The organism is Actinosynnema sp., assembly GCF_052038725.1.
The window spans coordinates 1-2896 of record NZ_JBQGCX010000419.1; the positions used below are offsets into that span (position 1 = coordinate 1).

A 2896-nucleotide genomic window follows, 5' to 3' on the forward strand; every position below is an offset into this window, starting at 1 on the left:
CCGCGCCGGACTCGAACACCGGCTCGGCGCTGTGCCTGCCGTTCCACGGCGAGTCCGCCAGCACCAGCGCCCCGCTCTCCGGGTGGTGCGCGTACGCGCTCCCCAACCGCTCGGGCTCGGCCCGGAAACCGGTGTCCGCCATGCCCAGCGGCTCGAACAGCCTGGTGCGCAGCACCTCGCCCAGCGGCTCGCCGACCGCGCGCGCCAGCAGCACGCCCAGCACGTCCGCCTCGGACCCGGCCGCCCAGCGCAGCCCCGGCTGGTGCGCCAGCGGCAGCTCGGCCAGCCTGCGCAGCCACTCGTCCGGCTCCAGCTGCCCGTCGCGCGTGGCGATCGGCAGCGCGGGCAGCCCGGCCGTCATGGTCAGCAGGTCCCGCACCACCACCGGGCGCCGCGCGGGCTCGGTGACGTCGTCGTCGGAGGCGACCTGGAGCTCGGCCAGCTCCGGCAGCCACCGGGCCACCGGGTCGTCCAGCCCGATCGCGCACTCCTGCACCAGCAGCACCGCCGCCGTCGCGGTGACCGCGCCGCTCAGCTCGCCCAGCCGGAACAGCGCGTCCCTGCGCAGCGCGCCCCGGTCCGCCGCGCCGTGCACCTGGGCGTGCACCTCGTCCCCGCGCGCCACGAGCGCGACCACACCCGGCACCGCCCCGTCGTGGACGTGCGCCGCGAGCACGGTCTCCAGCCGGCTCAACCCCGCAGCCTCAAGCACGCCTCTCCCCAACCTGAACGATGTCCTGCGCTTCCCGCGCACTCTACGCAACCACCGGCCGCCGCTGCGCCGCTCGGGTGCCGAGGTCGCGCGGCCGGGGCCGGTGTGCGCAAGGGTAGCCGGCGGACCCGGCGCGAGGTGCGGTTTTCGGGTTCGCCGGGCATTCGCGTCCCACCTCGCGGACGTTCCGGCGCGGGCCGCGGCGAAGCGCGTCGATCACGTCACGGGTGGTCACGGAGCGCACTGCCTTAAAAGAGGTTTAAATTCGCCTCGCATTTCCTTAAACAAGTGCGCGCGGGGGCGCGGACCGGTGCGGCGGGTGTTCCGGGGAGTTCGCCGAACAAGGGGTTCGAGATTTGGTTGCAGATGGGAATTCGAGGGCGAGGGGGCCCGTTCCGCGCTCTCGCCGGCGTGCCCGGTGTGGGGTCCGCTGCTCGCGCGCCCACCCGACCCTCGGGGTGTTCGGGCACGTCAGGGCGCTGCCCACCAGCGCAGTCGCGGTCGATAACAACTTTTCCCGGAACTTTTCCGCCCGGTTCCACCGCCCGGTCGGGCATAACGAGCGCCACCTCCTCGGGGTGCGCCGCACCGCACCGGGGAAGCCCGTCGAGCATTAGTCCGGCCTTGACATCGAGCGGTTGACCAACAAGTCTGTGGAAACGCTCTCACGGGACGTCGAACGATTGCCGTCCCGCCCTCCGGGTGGTCATCCTGAAAACCGCAGGGGGCGAGGGCCGAACTGCCCTGCAGCAGATGGAGGAGTCCGCTCGATGCGCACCAGAACGAAGTGGATGGGAGCGCTGGCGGCGGTCGCCACGGCCGCGACCGCCGCTACCGTCACCACCCTGATGCAGCCCGCGTCGGCGGCGGGGCCGGACCAGCTCCCGCTCACCGTCACGAACAACAGCGGCCGGTCGGACTCGGTGCACCTCTACGTGCTGGGCACCGACATCCGCAGCGGCAAGCTCGGGTTCGTCAACCAGTCGGGCGCGTTCACGGCGTGGACCGGCGGCACCAACCCGCCGTCGCCCGCGCCCGACGTGTCCATCAACGGCCCGGCCAACGGGTCCAGCTCCACCATCAAGGTGCCCAAGCACCTGTCCGGTCGCGTCTACATGTCGTTCGGGGAGAAGCTCAAGTTCTTCCTGACCCAGGACGGCCTGGTGCAGCCCGCGCCCTGGTCGCCCGGCGACGCGAACCACAACATCCTGTTCGACTGGAGCGAGTTCACCTACAACGACGCGGGCCTGTGGATCAACAGCTCGCAGGTGGACCACTTCGCCGTGCCGCACGCCGTCAGCGTGACCGGGTCCGACGGGGCGACCCGCAAGACCGGTGAGCTGAAGCCGGGCGGTCGCGAGAAGGTCATGAGCACCCTCAAGGGCCTCAAGGGCTGGGAGAAGACCGTGGTGACGCGGTCGGACGGCACGGTCCTGCGCGCCCTCGCGCCGGGCAAGGCCGCCGAGGGCGGGCTGTTCAGCGCGAACTACCTGGACTCGTACATCACCCAGGCGTGGAACGCGTACACCGGCAAGACCCTGACCGTGGTGCCGTTCACCGACCAGCCGAGCGTCAAGTTCTTCGGGCGCACCTCCGGTTCGACGATGAACTTCACCGACGGCTCCGGCAAGCAGGTCGCCTCGTTCCAGAAGCCGTCGACCTCCGACGTGTGGGGCTGCGACGGCAAGCTGGGCGCGCCGAACGACCAGGTGGTCGGCCCCATCGCCCGCACCCTGTGCGCGGCGCTGCACCGCTCCACCCTCGGCACGATCGACACCCAGCCGGGTGGCGGCGCGGCCGACTTCTACAAGGGCGACATCACCAACCACTACTCGCGCCTGGTGCACGAGAACATGGTGGACGGGCGGGCCTACGGCTTCGCGTTCGACGACGTCCAGGCCCAGGAGTCCCTGGTGCACTCCGGCGACCCGCGCTCCGCGGGCATCACGCTGACCCCGTTCACCGGGGGTGGCAACACCGGGGGTGGCAACACCGGGGGCGGGAACAACGGCGGCGGGAACACCGGCGGCGGCAACACCCAGCCGACCACCACCACGAAGCCCCCGACGTCGAACGACCCGCAGCCCGCGGGCGGCTCGATCGTCAGCGCGTGGCAGGGCAAGTGCGTCACCGTGCCGAACAACAACTTCTCCGACGGCCAGCGGCTGACCGTGTCCGACTGCA

Annotated in this window: 2 protein-coding genes; one reads left to right on the top strand and one right to left on the bottom strand. The window is 71.5% G+C overall.

The features are described 5' to 3' along the window. Nucleotides 1-712: serine hydrolase domain-containing protein (locus tag ACTUAL_RS08495; RefSeq protein ID WP_440899862.1), on the bottom strand; the 712-nt coding region annotated here is incomplete at its 3' end. A 770-nt stretch (nucleotides 713-1482) separates the two neighbouring features. On the opposite strand from ACTUAL_RS08495, the gene ACTUAL_RS08500 reads away from it, so the two are divergent. Further along, a partial coding sequence (locus ACTUAL_RS08500) for a glycoside hydrolase family 64 protein (protein ID WP_440899863.1) occupies nucleotides 1483-2896 on the top strand: 1414 nt, incomplete at its 3' end.